General features: G+C 37.0%; 13 protein-coding genes. 4 read left to right on the forward strand and 9 right to left on the reverse strand.

Features of this window, described 5'->3' with window-relative positions:
• Positions 1–7 precede the first annotated feature (7 nt).
• From AAEY62_RS05505 to AAEY62_RS05520, 4 genes are all read right to left on the reverse strand, one after another.
• On the reverse strand, positions 8–1276 hold the full coding sequence (locus tag AAEY62_RS05505) for an efflux RND transporter periplasmic adaptor subunit (RefSeq protein WP_350608927.1): 1269 nt from the start codon (positions 1274–1276) through the stop codon (positions 8–10).
• A 59-nt stretch (positions 1277–1335) separates the two neighbouring features.
• Positions 1336–2580: a TolC family protein gene (locus AAEY62_RS05510; RefSeq protein WP_024592058.1), complete on the reverse strand. Its 1245-nt coding sequence runs from the start codon at positions 2578–2580 to the stop codon at positions 1336–1338.
• A 103-nt stretch (positions 2581–2683) separates the two neighbouring features.
• Positions 2684–3031, reverse strand: coding sequence for a hypothetical protein (locus AAEY62_RS05515; RefSeq protein ID WP_024592057.1), 348 nt, complete (start codon positions 3029–3031; stop codon positions 2684–2686).
• Between the two features lie 170 nt (positions 3032–3201).
• Positions 3202–3912, reverse strand: a complete 711-nt coding sequence (locus AAEY62_RS05520) for a transglutaminase-like domain-containing protein (RefSeq protein WP_024592056.1) — start codon at positions 3910–3912, stop codon at positions 3202–3204.
• A 340-nt stretch (positions 3913–4252) separates the two neighbouring features.
• On the opposite strand from AAEY62_RS05520, the gene AAEY62_RS05525 reads away from it, so the two are divergent.
• Complete coding sequence (locus AAEY62_RS05525) at positions 4253–6193, forward strand: cytochrome c/FTR1 family iron permease (RefSeq protein ID WP_024592055.1); 1941 nt, start codon at positions 4253–4255, stop codon at positions 6191–6193.
• A gap of 14 nt (positions 6194–6207) precedes the next feature.
• Here the strand turns inward: AAEY62_RS05525 and cadR are convergent, their stop codons facing one another.
• Positions 6208–6615: a Cd(II)/Pb(II)-responsive transcriptional regulator gene (gene cadR / locus AAEY62_RS05530; protein ID WP_024592054.1), complete on the reverse strand. Its 408-nt coding sequence runs from the start codon at positions 6613–6615 to the stop codon at positions 6208–6210.
• A 77-nt stretch (positions 6616–6692) separates the two neighbouring features.
• Between cadR and AAEY62_RS05535 the strand changes: the two genes are divergently transcribed.
• A complete protein-coding gene (locus tag AAEY62_RS05535; protein ID WP_024592053.1) occupies positions 6693–7583 on the forward strand; it encodes a cation efflux transmembrane domain-containing protein in 891 nt (296 codons plus the stop codon).
• A 960-nt stretch (positions 7584–8543) separates the two neighbouring features.
• Here the strand turns inward: AAEY62_RS05535 and AAEY62_RS05540 are convergent.
• Genes AAEY62_RS05540 through AAEY62_RS05555 form a run of 4 tightly spaced genes read right to left on the reverse strand, consistent with a single transcriptional unit; the run spans position 8544 to position 14450 of the window.
• Entirely contained in the window at positions 8544–9665 is a 1122-nt protein-coding gene (locus AAEY62_RS05540) for an efflux RND transporter periplasmic adaptor subunit (RefSeq protein ID WP_024592052.1), read from the reverse strand.
• 1 nt (position 9666) lies between these two features.
• The gene (locus AAEY62_RS05545; protein WP_024592051.1) at positions 9667–12807 is read right to left on the reverse strand and encodes an efflux RND transporter permease subunit; all 3141 of its coding nucleotides are present in this window, start codon (positions 12805–12807) and stop codon (positions 9667–9669) included.
• A 44-nt stretch (positions 12808–12851) separates the two neighbouring features.
• The gene (gene dsbG / locus AAEY62_RS05550) at positions 12852–13586 is read right to left on the reverse strand and encodes a thiol:disulfide interchange protein DsbG (RefSeq protein WP_024592050.1); all 735 of its coding nucleotides are present in this window, start codon (positions 13584–13586) and stop codon (positions 12852–12854) included.
• 33 nt (positions 13587–13619) lie between these two features.
• Positions 13620–14450: a TlpA disulfide reductase family protein gene (locus AAEY62_RS05555; protein WP_024592049.1), complete on the reverse strand. Its 831-nt coding sequence runs from the start codon at positions 14448–14450 to the stop codon at positions 13620–13622.
• Between the two features lie 171 nt (positions 14451–14621).
• Here AAEY62_RS05555 and AAEY62_RS05560 point away from each other — a divergent pair, with 171 nt between their 5' ends.
• Positions 14622–15296: a response regulator transcription factor gene (locus tag AAEY62_RS05560; protein WP_024592048.1), complete on the forward strand. Its 675-nt coding sequence runs from the start codon at positions 14622–14624 to the stop codon at positions 15294–15296.
• The gene (locus AAEY62_RS05565; RefSeq protein ID WP_024592047.1) at positions 15293–16615 is read left to right on the forward strand and encodes a histidine kinase dimerization/phospho-acceptor domain-containing protein; all 1323 of its coding nucleotides are present in this window, start codon (positions 15293–15295) and stop codon (positions 16613–16615) included. Before AAEY62_RS05560 ends, AAEY62_RS05565 begins: the two co-directional genes overlap by 4 nt.
• Positions 16616–17553 lie beyond the last annotated feature (938 nt).

Here is a 17553-nt window from a genome sequence, read left to right on the forward strand (position 1 = left end):
CAATAAATTAATGGTTATGTGCGTCAAAACTGCCTTTGGCAATTTCCGCGGCAACATAAAAAGCACCAGTTGTGACAATTTTTGAGCCTGCTGGCAAACCATGAATTTCACGTAATATTCCCAGTTGTCGTCCCAATTCGATTTCAACACCTTTAAATTCGCCATTTTCTTCAACAAACACCATCCAATCACCATCACTACCTCGCATTAATGCTTCTTCAGGTACAGCCAGGACCTTTTTGTCAGTTTCAAGGGAAAAATAGACATCGGCAAATAATCCTGGATGAAGCTTATGGCCGTCATTTTGAACCTGTAAACGTATAATGCGTGTGCGAGTTACTGGGTCTATGGTATGAGCTTTTTGAGTGACCGTAGCTATGTATGTATTGTTACCTACATTTACTTGCGCCTTTGAATTTTTGGGTAAGTCCAATTCCATTGATGGCGCTAAACGTGCTTCAACCCATAACGTATCCTCATCAGCCAGATCAAATAAAGTACCGCCGGATTCTATGCGTTGTCCTTGACGGAAATTATCAGATAATACAGCGCCAGAAGTCTCTGCGTTTAGGGTGTATTGTCCAAGTTTTTTAGTGTTGGTAGCCAAAGAGGTAATAGCGTCAGCAGATAAGCCATACGCATATAATCGTCCTAAGTCAGCCTCAAAATCGGTCTGAGCTTCTATAAAGCGTTTATCACCTACTGCTTTTCGACCAAGTTTTTGAACCCTTTTCCATTCTGAATCAGCGAGCCTATAGCTGGCTTGTGCTTCAGCCATTGACTCACTAAATAGGGTGACTAACGGTTGATTGATTTCAACATGATCACCTAAAGCAACATGGCGTTTTAGTATCACCGAATCTACTCTTGGCGAGACCAAATAACTGGTATAGTCATTCGCTTTTATCTCTCCTTGAGCATAAATACTGTAAGTCATCGCCTGAGGCTCTAGTACGGTTATGTTAATTTCAGCTAAATTTAATTGTTCCTTTGAAAGTTTAACTCCCGCACCTTCTTCTTCGTGTTCATTTTTACCTCCATGTCCATGCCCATCGTCTTTTTCTTCTTCGTGTTCATTTTTACCTTCATGTCCATGCCCATCGTCTTTTTCTTCTTCGTGCTCATTTTTATCTTCATGCCCATGTCCATCATCTTTTGCTTCAACATGCTTTTCGGTTTTTTCTGCTGATTGAACATTTGCAAATGTCGAAGTACTTATGGTTGTTATTCCACAAAATAGTGCGGCAAGTGTTATTAATTTAATTTGCTTATTCATATGTTTTTCCAAAATTGGTTCATTGACTATTAATTGATTCTTGATAATGCCTTTAATATTCAAAGCTGAGATAATTGCAGAGTCGCGGCCTTAATTTGGCCTACCTGTAATAGCCAGTCGATTTGGCTTAATTGAAATTGACTTTGTAATTCAATACCAGCATTAAGACCTTCAGCACGTTGTTGTAATGCAAGTAAATATTCGGTAGTACTTACATCACCGCTTTGCCATTGCTTTTGCAGTAAATCGCCACTACGTTTTCCTCTTCCATCCATCAATTGTTGCCATCGTTGATAGTTTTTTTGATAAGTGATTAAGGTGTCAGTGCTTGATTGGATAGCAAATCTCTGTTTGCGCATAACGGAGCGAAAATTTGCTTCAGCAGCTATTGCTTGTTGATTCGCAGCTCTTGCTTGTGCTGAATAATTGTTACGGATATTCAAAGGCATTGAAAAAGTTACGCCTAACACGTTTTCCCTATCATTTTTTCCTGCGTTAAAACCTATAGTTGGGTCAGCTTTAGTTTCTAACAAAGCTAGTTGAGCATCACTTCTAGTTATTTGCCACTGTGCTTTTGCCGCTAAGACTAAGGGATGTTGTTCAAGCCATTGAGGTGAAAGTTGATAATTAGTGATAGTTAAACCTTGCGCAGGTATAACCTCTTTATCTGGCGTCCAATCTCGTAATAGCTCTTTGGTTTGGGCTTCGGCTTGTTTTAATTGAACTTGTACCTTTGCGGTAACATTCAACATTTGGGATAAACTTAAAAAAGTAAGTTCGGCATCTACTTGCCCTAGATCTCCTGCTTTTTGACGGTCTTTAACGATATCAAGTAAGGTTTCTAACTGCTTTTCTTGCTCTTGGGCAATAACCGCTTGTTTTTTAGCTGCTTGCCAAGTAATTAACGCTTGTAAAGCTTGCGCTGTCTTTTCTTGAACAAGAAAGTCAAAGTGTTTGCTTGCTTGGGTTAAACTAAAGTTAGCTTGTTGCTCTTTCGTTTCTCGCTTATCCCACCAATCAATCGTTTGATTAATACCAATAGAATAATTATTAGCGTCACCTTCTCGTTCATAACCTGTCTCTAATTCAGGATTATAAAGTGGTTGCTTGTTTCCTTCAGCATTTGAAAAAACAGCATTCATTTCTTCTTTGGCGGCAATAATATCGGGATGTTTGTTTATTTGCATCGATAACCAAGATGTCGATGTTGTTTGTGCATTTACGCTTTGTATATTAATTAAAATAGCCAAAGACATACTGACGCATAGCACAGCGCCAATATTTTTTTGAAAAAATATTTTCATAAATTAAACTCATATTTATTTAAATAGTGTTAACTAACGACAGTGAAATCGTAGTAGACACGAATATAAAGATGCTCAGCTAAACTGAGCTATTCTAATAGAGTTAACTTATAGGGGGGATTATTGGGTTATCGTGAGGAGGGCTTGAATATTGAAATAAATACCCATACTGATGTCCTATTTGATTTGGACGCTCAGTAAAGGTTTGAGCTTGAACGAGCCACTGAATATGAGATCCATGGCAATGACCACAATGATGACAATCTTTAGCATTATGTTCATTGTCTGTTGGTAATTCTTTGTCAGCTACAAAGCGATCAGATTCATGTGAATGTTCAATTTGGATATGCTGAATATCAATTTCATGAATTTCTTGTGAATTTGCAATAGCTACAAATGATTGTAATACAATCAAAATGACTAAAGTAAAATTCAAAAGCACATTTTTCACAGCAAAGACCTTTAAGGATACATAACACAAATTTATTGAGAAGGTATTTAGAAAATAATTAAATTTAAGAATATTCAAAATAACCGCACAACAATAACATCTATAGTAGCTATAGAGTCAAGAAATATTTTCAGAATTAGCTAGATAACCCTTTTTTCATTTTATAATGATTATTTAATTAGTTTTCTAATGCTTTCTACATTTTTATTGATTAGATGTCGAATGACATTTTTATATAGCCAATTTTTAATGCCAGACAAATTAGTGCCATATTTCTCATAGAATTCATCTGGGGTGTTAAAAATACCAAAGTCATCATGTATACCTTCTTTTTGAATAAACGTATCTTTGCCTGACCATTCCACTTGTGGATCTAATAAACACTTTGTTGCAATACCATATCCGCAAAAATTATTTTTCACATTTTTAAACTTAGATTGAATAGATTTTAGATATGGGTCATCAATAATAAAGCCTTCTAGATTGATCCAATTATCTTCAAAAAGCACTTCAACCCAGCTATGAATAATGAATTCTGGAGCAAGCCACATAATGTAATTGGGTATAGCACCTTTTTGTAAGCTTTTCTCAATAGTAAATCCGTGAAATCTACAAGGAATATCCAATGCTCTTAATAAAGCCATTAAAAGAGTTCCTTTAGTATTGCATTGACCATACCCATCAGCTAAAACAAAGCTCGCACTTATATCATCACGACTGTTATACCCAAACTTTATTTCATCTTTAACAAAACTGTAAGCAGCCCCTATTTTTTCAAAATCATCAAGAGAATTCCAGCCTCTATTTTTAATCAAGTCTGTAATTAGAGGGGTATCGTAATCTAGAATATTCGATTTCTTTAAATATATATGTGATTTCATAGGATTCTGCTTTACTAATTCAGTTGCTGGCTAAAACGAGCAATAGTCATTAATATATGCTCGTTATTTATCTTGTTATTAACAGCTTATAGGTCAACACATCAACACTATAATCTCTATAGTAACTATAGGGTCAAGGATGAATTGACAGAATTAGCTAGATAGATATTTTCAATGTTCATTTTAAAACCATTAGTCAGCGATTTTTCTAATGTTCTCTACATTTTCATTGATAACACCCAGTTATAAAAATATTTTTTAATACTTTACTCTATAGTAACTACAGGTATTGCAATTGATAATAATTATCATTTAGGCTGTAATATTTAAGGTTCATAGTATGCAATTTTTTTGGAACGTGCGATTAATAAGTCAAAAACATATAGGAATAAAATCATCATTCTATTTAGTGTTGATGGCGACTATTTTATTTTCGACATTGAGTATAGCGTCAACGGTTGATGAGGTTGCTCAACTACGCCAGATAGCACAGTTGGCAGAATATGTGGGGGTCGATTACGCATCAGCGGTTGATAATGGCCAAGTAATTAACGATGATGAATATCAGGAAATGCTTGAATTCTCTCAATTGATAGTTGATAAAACGTCAAGTGATAATTATGTTATGCACTCTCTCAATGAGAAAGCATCGGCCTTACAAAAGGCTATTTCAACTAAAGAAAATGTAAATATTGTCAGGCAATTTACTTCTGAACTGCGAATTTCATTATTGGCTATGATGCCTGAGTTACCTCTCCCTAAAAGATTACTGTCTAAAGAGGCGACGTTTTCTTTATTTGAAAATAACTGTGCGAGTTGCCACGGTCTTTCAGGTCAAGGAAATGGTGTTTTAGCATCGGGATTAGAGCCTGCACCTACCGATTTTACCGATAAAAACCGTGCAGAAAACCGTTCACTTTTAGGCTTGTTTGATGCCATATCTAATGGGCTTGATGATACGGCTATGCCTGCATTTACACAACTAAAAGAACAGCAGAAATGGTCCCTTGCATTTTATGTCGGTGGTTTGGCATTCCAATCATCAAGCGAATTCATCAAACCATCGCAATCAATTTCATTACAAAACTGGATAAATTATAGTCCATTAAAATTATCTACAGAAACTGACGGATTAACGAAAAATGAAATTGAAGGGTTAAGAGCCGATCCAAAATTATTGTTTACCAATCAAAGTGGTCCTTTAGCTATAACCAAAACTCAATTAGCTGCCGCAAGCATTGCGTATAAAAATGAAGAGTATGAGAAGGCCAAAACACTTGCTGTGAGTGCTTATCTAGATGGTTTTGAATTAATTGAAAATAGTTTGGATGCACGAGACAAAAATTTACGTAAAAGCATCGAAGGAAACTTGATTAAGCTTCGTCAAGTGTTAAGTAACGCACAACAGGTTAATCAACTTGAAAGCCTTATGGAAATTACTGTGAGGCAACTCAATGACGCGGAAAAACTTCTGACAGAAACCACTTTATCAAATGAGGCTCTTTTTACTGCAAGCTTAGTTATTTTGCTAAGAGAAGGTTTAGAAGCCTTGCTGGTTGTGCTGGCTTTGATAACAGTGTTAATTCGAACTAAACGTCATGATGCCTTAAAATATGTCCATTTTGGTTGGCTCAGTGCGCTACTAGCGGGTTTTGCTACTTGGGCGGTAGCCCAGTCAATGATCAATATCAGTGGTGCAAGTCGAGAAGTCATGGAAGGTATTGCTGCAATGCTTGCAGCGTTAATGTTGTTCTATGTGGGGATCTGGATGCATAGCAAAACGAATGCTGAACACTGGCAGGCATACATTCAAAAGCACATTAATACACAATTAGAAGCAGGTACACTTTGGGGATTAGCCGTGCTCTCATTTATCGCTGTTTACCGAGAGGTTTTTGAAACGGTTTTATTCTATCAATCACTGTTAACACAAGCCTCAACGACTCAATACTCATTTGTTATCGGTGGACTTTTATTCGGGATAGCTGTGTTATCGATTATTGCATGGGGAATGTTTAAATATTCTGTAAAATTGCCAATTGCTCGTTTCTTTTCAACAACAACATATCTCTTATTAGCACTGTCATTTATATTGATGGGAAAAGCAGTTTCAGCATTACAAGAGGCTGCCATTATTGGAATTTCTCCATTGCCAATTACTGTAGAGGTTGATTGGATTGGTGTTGGGTCTACTTGGGAAGGCATAATGGCACAGTTGACAATATTGGTTTTATTTATAGCCTATATGTATAGATCTAGAAGAAAACAAATAATGATTTAAGATCAGCATTGTATCTAAACATTTTTAGCTACGTCACTGGTAAGCTTTTGTAAAATACCACACTGCTCAATTGTTCCATTATTTGAGCATGTGTTACTTAAGTAATTTAATTGTTCTTTTAGGCTATTAAGTTCTTTAATACGTTGTTCAACTTGCTGAATATGACTATCGATCATGTTGTTAACTGAGTTGCATTGAATCGAGGGTGAACTTTGTAACTCAAGCAGTTGACGAATTTCCGATAAGGTTAAATCGAGCGTTCTGCATTGTTTAATAAACATCAATTGTTTAAGTGACGATTTATTATATAAACGAAAATTTCCTTCACTTCGCTCTGGGGATTTCAAGAGTTGTTCTTTTTCATAATAACGGATCGTTTGTACTGAACAATCTGTTAATTTTGCTAGTTCGCCAATTTTCATAATATTAAATTTCTTTGTTGACTCTATAGTTACCATAGACTTTATACTTTGTAAAAATGTGTTTAGCAAGGTTTTTTATGTCAAATAAATGTAGTGGCCAATGTGAGTCAGTTGTTACTGACTCTAGTATTAAAAATACTGATGCTTTTGATGGGCGTTTCACCACTGATTATAAAGTGCCTAAGATGGATTGTCCTTCTGAAGAACGATTGATAAGGTTAGCGCTCGACGGTATTGAGCCATCTGTTGGATTAAAATTTGATATTCCTAATCGGCTAGTTAAAGTTTTTCATGATGCTCATTTGGATGAGATAACTACGAAGCTTCAATCATTGAATTTAGGTGCTACGTTAGAAATAACCAGAGAAAGTTGCAGTGTTGAAGCAACCCAAGCCAAAGTATCTGCTAAAGAAAATGAAGGGAAAGAAACCATTATTCTTAAGTGGTTACTGATCATTAACGGGTTCATGTTTTTTTGTGAATTCATCGCGGGTTGGATTGCTCAATCCGCTGGACTGATTGCTGACTCGTTAGATATGTTTGCAGATGCTGCTGTATATGGATTAGCGATATATGCGGTTGGGAAAAGTATTAAGATGAAACTCAAAGCAGCCCACATATCGGGATTGCTACAAGTTATCCTTGCGTTAGGTGCTTTAAGTGAAGTGTTAAGGCGATTTATATACGGAAGTGAACCCGTATCAAATTTAATGATGATTTTTGGTGCACTTGCGTTAATTGCCAATGTTACATGTTTGTTTTTAATATCTGATAGTAAAGAAAATGGCGCTCATATGAAGGCTAGTTGGATTTTTTCAGCTAATGATGTTATTGCAAATGTTGGCGTTATATTAGCAGGACTACTGGTAACACTGACAGGATCGCGTTATCCAGATCTTGTTATTGGATTTATAATTGCCCTTGTTGTATTAAGTGGTGCTCGTCGAATTTTACAGTTAAAAGCGTAGTTGAAATCAAATAAAAAAGTCTCTGTCACAACATTAATAAGCATCAACACTCAAGTATCTCGTATTAACACGATATATCATTAGCCAAGACGTTCTGGTCAAGTGACATAAGTTATGGTGTGGTAAAAACTTACCGCACCAACATCAATTGTTGCCTTTTAATGGTTTTCCTTTGGTTATTAAATGAATATTTTAAGCCGTTTATTTCAAACCGATTTTAGGAACGTCCGCTTTTCCAATAATTTTCAATTTTCAATTCTGCTGTCGGTTATATTAGGTCAACTAACTGGTACTAAGTTGATCTCGACAAACACTCTCAATTTCAAAATATTACTTCCGATTTGCGCACAAAGTGCTCCTAAATCCTGTGGCGCAATGTGCCCCAAACCGGCATAGTACTATTAAAGGTTTAGTACATAAGAATCATGTGAATTGAATGTCCGCTTTCGGTAATTTAAATCAATATTAAATATTAAGTGTTCAAACTTCACGCTGAGAAACTGGAACGACTTTAAGATTTCCTGTAGTGCTGCTTTATCGGAAGGGTTGTCACTTTAATTTAAAGTCTCAATGACGGGTTTGGTGGCTAACTCGCCTGTCAAAGGGATAGTCTCAGGGTTTGAGGTTTAATGGCTCCTGCAAGCTCAAAGCTGCCGTTGACGACTCGTATCTGAACATTCACTTTTGCCACTTTGAAGACCTAAGGTTTTAGCACCTATCGACATCTTTTGGGCTGTAAGCGGTCATAAATTAAGAGCTGAATCAATATATCTAGCAGTCACTATGAGCCTTCAGCGGACATTTTTTGGATTGATTTACCTTTAAAATCATTTCGTTTCGATACCAAAAGCAACATTAATCTATCGCTACAAGAATATATGCTTTTGGCTTTAAATTGTTCATTATGGCTACGGACTATTAAACTAATACTTAAATAATTGATGTACAAGATCTAAAATATCAGAGAGTTATATAGTCCAATAAGGCGTTCGGGTTGAGTATCACCGTGTTGTTAGGACGAATTTCACTAACAAATATAAAGCGTTCGGTTGATTGTGAAACGATGTTTATTTTTTGAAATTGAATATTATTTTCGTTTACGGTCGCAATCGCGGCTCCACCTTTATGATAAGTAAGCGCTGCTAACGGTGCTTGCCATTTAGGTTGTCTGAGCTTTTGGTTATTAATATTAATGGAAATGGTTCCGTTAAGGCCGGTTGGTAGATTATGCTCGCGATTATCAAACTCAGCTTCAACAAGCATGGTTCCGGATAAAACACTTATTGCTTGCGCCTTACGAGTAATGGTCGCAGATACAAAGATGCCCTCATAGCCTGTAAACGTGGCGTCGATTGTATCTCCAATTGATATTTTACTAACTTCGCTTTGTGGCACATAGGTGATTAACTTCAATTCGTTTATGTTTTGTAGTTTATAAAGGTAGTTATCTAATTGATTGTTAACGCTATTGACAATGTCGCCTATCTCAATATTTTTATCTGTAATATAGCCAGCAAATGGAGCCGTTATAATAAGTAATGACTGTTGAAATTGGTTTTGTTCTTTTTGTGCGAACAAACTTGCTATTTTAGCCTTTGATTTTTCTGTTTGAACGGTCAACCTATCTAATTCAGCTTTGCTAATTAAGTTATCTTTTATTAACTGCTTGGCTCGTTTCAACGTTAATCGATTTAATTCATGCTCGGCTTTGCCAAACTCAATGTCAGCCAGTATTTGTTGCTCTTGTAGTTTAATCTCAGGAGCATCAATTACTGCAAGTACATCGCCTTTACTGACCGCACTACCAATTTCTACATATTGTTCTTTGATATAACCACTGGCTCTAGAATGTAACTTTGTCGTTTGTTTAGCCTGTGAAACGGTTGGCAGACTCACCGTTCTTTGATCCAAAACTTTGGTCAGCGTGGCGGTTTGATAACTTGATGGAGGATTCGTTTCTGCGTGCACCGTTAAGGTTGTTAATATAAGTAGGCCAATAAGTGCAATGATGTGCATTACTTTATGTAATACGGAATCTTGGGCTTTAGATTGGGCGCTATGTCTGATTTTATGTTCTGTCATTTTAGTTTTCCTCGATATCTTGAAACATTGGCTTATTTCGAAAGCTCAGTATTAGTGGTACTAATGTCAAAGTTGCTGGTGTGCCAAAAATTAAGCCTCCAATAACAGCTCTTGCAAGAGGAGCGTTTTGTTCTGCTCCTTCTCCCAATGCTAATGCCATGGGGATCATGCCAACCAACATAGCTATAGCTGTCATAATTACCGGTCTAAACCTTGTCTTTATCGCAGACAATGCTGAATTTTTTGCTAGTTTTCCCGCAAGCATTTCAGCCCTGGCAAAGCTAACAACTAAAACACTATTTGCCGTTGTTACTCCCATTACCATAATCATGCCCATAAATGCGGAGACACTTAACGGCGTATTTGAGAGGAATAGGGCAAGCAAAGAGCCGCTAATGGCCATAGGCATTGCGCTTAAAGCCACAAGTGGCAAGGCCCAAGATTGGAAATTTATTACCATCAATAGAAATACTAAAATTGCAGCCATCACCATACCCGTAGCCAAGTCACTGTAGGCTAAAAGCATGTCTTTTGCTTGCCCTTCAATAATGATTTTATTGCCAGCTTTAAGAGTAGCCTTTGTCGACGCAACGTTTTTTGTGATGTCGGTATAAACCGAACCCAAATCGCGTTGATCAACGTTAATCAATATACTGATTGTCGGGGCTAACATTTGCCGTTTAATTAATGCAGGTCGAGCGCGTTTTTCTACACTCACTAGGCTTTTTAATAATACGGTTCCCTGAGCTGAATTAGTGGCTTTAACTGGCGTATTTAACAAAGTGTTTAACGAGTCTAAACGATAGGGTGGAACTTGAGCCGCAACAATATAACTGATGCCATTATTTGCCCATGTGTTTGGGAATAAGTTTGCACTCGAGCTTAGGCTCACTAATAGGGTCTGACTGATGTCAGTCATATTCACACCTAGTTTTTTTGCAAGTATTCTATCAATATTGAGATTGATATCAGGCCAGGCCGTAACTTGATCAATGATAATATCAGCAACACCTTCAACATTTTTTAACTTGCTCATTAGTTTTGTGGCGGCCTGTAAATTTCCTTTTATATCTCGGCCTGTGATTTTTACTTCAATGGCAGAACTAGCAGTGCCATTAAGTGTTTGGGAAATAATATCAGCAGGACGAAATAGCACTTGGTAGTCAGGGAATTGTAACGCTAACTGAGCTCTGATTTTTCTAATATAAAGGTCAGTTGGTGCATGATCAGGGGTTAACTGTACTAATATCTCGCCTTCTGAAGACGTGCTAATCATAGAACTAATCCAAGTTCGATTTATAGCATCTGGAGGTCCAATATTCTCAACAATGGCCTGAATTTCGTTAGCAGGGATTATCGTTCTAATTAATTGATGAACATTCGCAAACTGTTTTGCAGCCACTTCTAGTCGTACACCATTTTCAACTCTAAGGTGTAATCGAATTCCGCCCGCGTCAGATTTAGGAAAGTAGTCTTTTCCAAGCATCATAAACGAAGAAGTTAATATGATACTTGCCACGATACTCACTCCAGTGAGTACTAAGATGCGGCAACTCAATAGTCGCTTTAAGTTTAATAAATGCACCGCAATAATTCGGTCTAATTTTTTTTCAACCTTAATGTGGACTTTGTGCACTAACGAATTTCGGTTTACATTTTCACGTTCATTTTTCAGTAATAAAAATGCGAGTATGGGCACCAATGTTCTTGAGAGTATAAAAGATGCAATCATAGCGAGTAGAACCGCTAAGGCTAAAGGCTCAAAAACGTATGCGCTTGTACCACTTAACAAAAATATAGGCATTAAAACGATACATATGCTCATCGTTGAAACAAGCTCAGGAAATACCACCTGCTTGGCGCTATCAATTACGGCTTGTCGAATTGATTTGCCGTAATCTAAGTTGCGGTTAATATTCTCAATTTCCACCAAGGCATTATCGACTAATATACCGATTGCTAATCCTAACCCTCCTAATGTCATGAGATTTAATGTGTGACCAAAAAAAGTTAACCCTGTAAGAGAAGCTAAAAGGGCTAATGGAATAGAAGTAAGCACAATGGCTGTGCTGCGAACACTGCCAATAAAAATTAAAACGACCAGAGCGACTAAAAGGGCGACTATTACCGCTTCAATTAACACTGCATTTCTAGAAGCCACAACAAATTTAGATTGGTTAAATATAGGCGTTAAGGTTAAGCCTTTAGGCGCACCTTTTTGTATGTTTGGTAAACGACGGTTGATTTCATTAATGATATCTACGGTAGATGAATTCCCTAGTTTTAAAATAGAAACAATAACGCCTGCTTGCCCATCTACACGAGCTAAACTAGTTGCAACAGCGCCACCATCACGAACCGTTGCAACATCTTGAAGTTGAATTAGACCATGTTCGCTATATTTAATGGGGATAGCTTTAAACTCAGCTACACCTTCCGGACTCCCATTAGTTGAAACGGTAAAGGCCACTTTTCCTTCACGTAAAATACCAGTCGGTAACGTAATGTTTTGTTGCGAAATAGCCATGGCTACTTCTTTTGCTGTTAGTCCATGCACCTGTAATCTATCGGGATCAATATCTACCATTAGTTGTCTAGGAGCTCCACCAAAAGGTAGGCTCAATCGTAAGCCAGGTATTGACTGCAATTGTCGTCTTAGAGTTAGTCGAGCGTAATCATACAGTTGAGACTGAGTCATCGTTTGAGAAGAAACGGCGAGTTGAAGTATAGGTACGCTTGACGTCGTATAATTAACTATTAACGGTGGGGTCATTCCCTTTGGTAGCCGCTTTAAAATGGTTTGAGAGACACTGGTAATTTGCGATAGTGCAACAGCTAACTTTGCTCTGGGGTGAAAACTGACTTGGATGAGCGAGTAGCCATTACCATTTTCAGATTGAACACGCTTTACATCGTCAACGTTATTCATGATGGCAATTTCACTAAATGATGAAATTTTTGACGCCATTTCAGAGGCACTAAGACCTGGGTATTGCCACAATACGTTGACATAGGGAATATCAATTGAAGGTAAAATGTCAGTAGATGTTTTTTGTAAAGACCTAATGCCAAACAGCAACAACAGTATAACCAATACGCCAACCGTATAACGTTGACGAAGAGCGAGCTTAACTAACCACATTTATTTAGCCTCTGTTAATAAAATATAATTCATCTGACTAAACTCTACTTACCGTCATTTGGGGCAAAAATATCGGCTAATATTGACTCAGGAGGCAAGCCAATTTGTTTATTAAATTCTCCGTCTGCATTTAGATAAAAAGTAGCTGGAGTTGCACGGGCACCTAAAGACAGCATGGTTTTATAGTTGTTAATTAGCTTGTCACGGATCGTTTTTTCTGGGTTCTCAATTGGTTTTATAGACTGAAATAATCCTGAGCCAGCTAATTTTTTCAATTGTTCTTCAGGATTATCCGCGCTTAATATGGCCGCGGCTTTTCCTAAGCTGTCTGCTTTTAAAATACCGACTAAAATATGACGAATTTGCACTTTTCCTGAATCAACCCAAGGCCGTGCCTTATCCCATAACTGCTTACAATAAGGACAATTGGGATCCGTAAAAGTGTAAACAATACGCTTGGCTGACGCAGAGCCATCTCTTACCCAATGACTGTTTTCAAGGGCTTGCCAATTCTTAACCGCCTTTGGACCATTAACATAAGCATTCAGCTTTTCTTCACCTACAGAATTACCTTCAGTATCCACTAATGGGCCGGTAAATAAGTACTTTTCGTCTTCAGTGACATACAAAGTAATAGTCTCATTTTGAAAGTTAGCGATATAGCCAGTCATATTTGCCGGCGCTTTAAAAGAACTGACCACTTCACCACCTTGCTGAGTGAATAACGTTAAGGGTGCTGGGTAGTTAACTGTTTCTGTAGCAGTAAGATTTAACGGCAAAAAAATGTAAATAAAATTGATATTTTCATAGGTTTATCCTTTTTTTAAAGGTACGACGGAATTAATTTGATTAAGGTAATAACGCAAGCTAGCTTGAGATAATTCGCCCATATGGCTAGTAACTAACTGCCCTTTTTCATTATAAAATAATGTGGTTGGTAGCCCTGCGGCGCCAGTTTCTCGGCTAACATTGCTAGTGGGGTCGATGAAAACATTTTTTAAATCCAACGCTGTTGAATCAATAAAATTTTTAACACTAAGCAGGCTTTCGCCTTGATTAACAAAGACAAAAACAAGCTCAGGGTTATGTTTTTGAGCGGCTTCTAATACCGGCATTTCTCTACGACAAGGTGGGCACCAAGATGCCCAGAAATTAATAACAACTGGCGTGCCCTTATAGCGTCTTAAATCGACTTCATGGCCTTCAATATTACGTAAAGGTGAGCTAGGCAGTTCGACTGCTGCTTGATAAATAACAGCAAAAAAAGTAGGAATAATTAAACAGAAAAAAGTAATTAATGCCGATGTAAAATAAGCTTTAATGAACAATTTATTACGTCTAGCATAAAACATCAGTACCAAGGCACCAGCGCCCCAACCTGTGCTAGGTATAAAGCCACCATCACTTATATTTACTAATTGCCACCAATTCTCTTGGTAGCTTTGCCACATAGCGATTATAAAGGTCAATCGTGCGGTTAAAAAACCAATAATAATGGCTGTGAATATATACTCTAAAAACTGTTTCTGTTTTGCATTGTTACGTGTTTGAAGATAAGTTATTCCCCAAAACATAAATAACCCTACCAGAGTAATTAATTGTGAAATTGAGAGAACTATCGGCCCTACAGCAATACTTAGCATTTATTTACCACATCTTTTTTCCATTAACTTACCAATGATAAATCGCTAATATTAAGCCAACATTAAGAAAAAGTTCATTCGCTAAACCCTGCTAAAAACTTAATTTATCGCTTGTTCTCCTGCGCTTTTTCACGTTAATCTTAGCGGCATAAGAATTGTATTTGAGCAAAAATGTATATTTTATTAGTTGAAGATGATGCTGTTATTGCTGATGCCATTAGCACTTTTTTATCGGGTGAAGGTATGGCTGTGGAACATGTTGCTTCAATAAGTCATGCAAAAAATATCTTGAATAAAAGCAACTTCGATCTCTGTATTCTTGATCTAAATTTACCGGATGGAAATGGTATAACGTGGCTAACATGGCTGCGAAAAAATCAACACTCATTGCCGGTACTAATACTCACGGCGAGTAATTCAATTGACGACAAAGTAACAGGATTAAAGAATGGCGCTGATGATTATTTGGTTAAGCCATTTGACCTAAGAGAGTTATTAGCGCGTTTGTACAGTATAAAGCGACGCACAACCGACAGACTAACAAACACCATTTCACATGGCCTGCTGACTTATCACTTAGAACAACACAAACTATTAATTAATGACAAACATATCCCCTTATCTCGGAACGAAGATTTACTTTTAAAAATATTTCTTAACAATCCACAACGTATTTTATCTGAAAGCCAATTAAAAGATGTTTTATACGGCACATGTGACGACGTAGCCAGTAATGCCCTGAATGTACATATATTTAATTTACGTAAAAAAATAGGAACTAAAGGCATAGAAACTATTCGGGGTTTTGGATTTCGACTAGGCTCAATTGAAGTAACTGAACAATGAGCTTGCGCCTTCGCCTAACAATATTAGTGGCAGCCGTATTTATTGGTTTTTGGCTATTAGCCAGTGTTTGGATGGTGACGGGTCTTAGTCATAAATTAGACGTCAGCTTTGATAAACGTCTAGAATCTACCGCTATAATGCTAAGTAATATATTAGCGCATGTGCCACAAAGTGCTATGTCAGCCTCTTTACCAGCAATAATGGAAGCCAATGAAGTTGGTACGGCAAAGGGATTAACCTGTCAAATAAGCTCTTTGCACGGCAGTATTATAGCAACAAGCAATAGCAGCACTTTTCCCAATAGCACAGCAGTTGAATCTGGGTTCCATTATATTCAAGCTGAAAGTACAGCGTGGCGTACGTTCACTTTAATCACCAGCCAACATAAAATAACCATTGCAGATAAGGTTTCTGAGCGTGATTCTTTATATTATGATCTGCTTAAAAGTATTCTTATTCCCCCTGCATTAGCGATTTTAATTACGTTAGGTTTATTATGGTTTGCAATTGGTACAGGCATAAAACCGATAATGCTACTAACTTCAGCACTCGAAAAACGCGGTAGTGAAGACCTTGCTCCCATTCAAATACAGCAACCATTAAAAGAACTGCAACCACTGATCAACAGCCAAAATGCACTAATGGCACGATTAGCTGAAGTGATATCAAGAGAGAAGCAATTTACCAGTAATGCTGCACATGAGCTTAGAACACCGTTAGCGGGTATATTGGCTCAAGCCCAACTTGCTGAACTAACAACAGGAGACAAGCAACAGCGAGCTTTATTGCAGGTAAGTAAAAGCACAAAGCGTTTAAATTCTATATTAGACAATTTACTTTTACTGGCAAATATTGATGCAATCACCCAAGTCCATACTGACGAAACTTGGTCAGTTGAATTACTCATTAAAAACATGATAAATGAGACAACGCAAGGTAGTGAACGTATAGCTTATTCAATACAAGGAAAAGAACTCATATCCGTTATCCCATCAGCTATGATCGCTATTGTTTGCCGTAACCTGCTCGATAATGCTTTAAAATACAGTCCCCCAAAAACACCTGTTTTAATGGCCATTAACGTTACAGAAAGCCTTTTAAATATTAATGTTAGCAACACGGCTAATGTTACCGCCACAGACATTGACAAAATGACTACGCGCTTTTGGCGTAGCGGTTCAGCAGAGGGTGCCGGTCTTGGCTTATCTATTGTAGATACCATAGCGATAAACTATAAAGGCTCAATTACACTGGCAAATAATGGTAATACTTTTGTAGCTCAGTTCTCAATACCTTTGACAGAAAGTAAAATAGCTTAAAATTAAGAACATATCGTTTTTAATACGTTAACCCTTTCACAGCCAACGAGTTTGCAATTGTATGAACGCAGCAATAGTAGATCTATCGGTCATGGAGCTATGTATAAAGGTGGTGATTATTTCCCTGTTAATTTACTAACAAAATTGCCCGTAAATTTATTAATTAAAGTTGAATCTCATGTTCAGAATTAGCTTAACTTTCAAAGTAATGATTAAATACTTTTCTATTAGGACAAAAAAAATGATGTAAAATCACGGCGACTAGGCTCGCAATTAACGTTGAACAATAGGAATATAATGAGGGCAATAAACAATAAACTTGTGTGTCGATTTCTACAGGTACTTTTAGCTTTCCAAAATACTCATAATAACTTCTAAATACCAATTGTTTTAGGTCACATTTAGCCGTGAATTTTAATGTCTGCTTAGTAGATTAGAAGTCATAAGGGAATCATCAAAATAATGAGCGCACAATATTCGAATGAGATAGGCACATGATCTGAACACCCTAATTATAGGTTTATTCAGACTGAAAGGACTATAAAGCGCACAAAGTTAGCATTAATAATTTGATGATGAACGACCGCAATGGTGGCTTAGCTGTCCAATTCAGAGGTTTTTGAAAAGTAATGTCAATGTCTGCTGTTGGCACATAGCCGAAGTTCAGTATCTTGAAGCTTTGAATGATTAGCTATCTCCAAGCTCTAAAATCAGTGAGGATGTTTGACCAAGTAATGTTTAACATTGATCTGTAGATTACCCCCAAATTTTTCTTTCTCTATTTTCCTAAGATCCACATGAAAGTTGTCAAAAATTTTTATAACTTAAATACTAATTAACGTTCCCTATATATCGACTCTAATGTCAACAACAACCGAAAAGTGATCCACTCCACCATTTGAATATTGATCCACTATTTATTAAGGTTTTCCATTAAC

The sequence above is a fragment of the Pseudoalteromonas sp. GW168-MNA-CIBAN-0100 genome, assembly GCF_040309225.1.
GTDB lineage: Bacteria > Pseudomonadota > Gammaproteobacteria > Enterobacterales > Alteromonadaceae > Pseudoalteromonas > Pseudoalteromonas arctica.